General features: G+C 73.2%; 1 protein-coding gene. It reads right to left on the bottom strand.

The genetic code is table 11. From position 1 onward, the window contains the following. Window positions 1-339: Ig-like domain-containing protein (locus tag ACLZOT_RS50865; RefSeq protein ID WP_416976101.1), on the bottom strand; the 339-nt coding region annotated here is incomplete at both ends.

Genomic DNA, 339 nt, shown 5'->3' with positions numbered 1-339 from the left:
CTTGAACGAACCGCCGTCGACGCCGGTGCCGAAGGCGGGCGTCCGGGCATAGGTGCCGTGGTAGCCATGGCCGCTGGAGTCACGGGCGATGTTGCCGGTCGACTCGTCGAAGCCGTACTGGAGAAGGAGGTCGGCGGGGACGTCGGGGCCCTCCTCCGACACGGTGACCTCGGCGCGGACCGGGATCGCGGTGCCGTCGGGCAGGCTGCCGGTCACGGTGAACGTGCCGGGCTGGGCGTACTTCGACGCCGGGACGTCCTCCCAGGCGACGGAGACGGGGCGCTTGACGCCGTCGGCGTAGGTGGCGACGACGGTGGCGGGCAGGACGGGGGCCTGGCC

The organism is Streptomyces sp. 4F14 (genome assembly GCF_048159485.1).
Classification (GTDB): Bacteria; Actinomycetota; Actinomycetes; order Streptomycetales; family Streptomycetaceae; genus Streptomyces.
The sequence above is the reverse complement of the archived record's forward strand: the minus strand, read 5'-3'. Positions and strand labels throughout refer to the sequence as shown.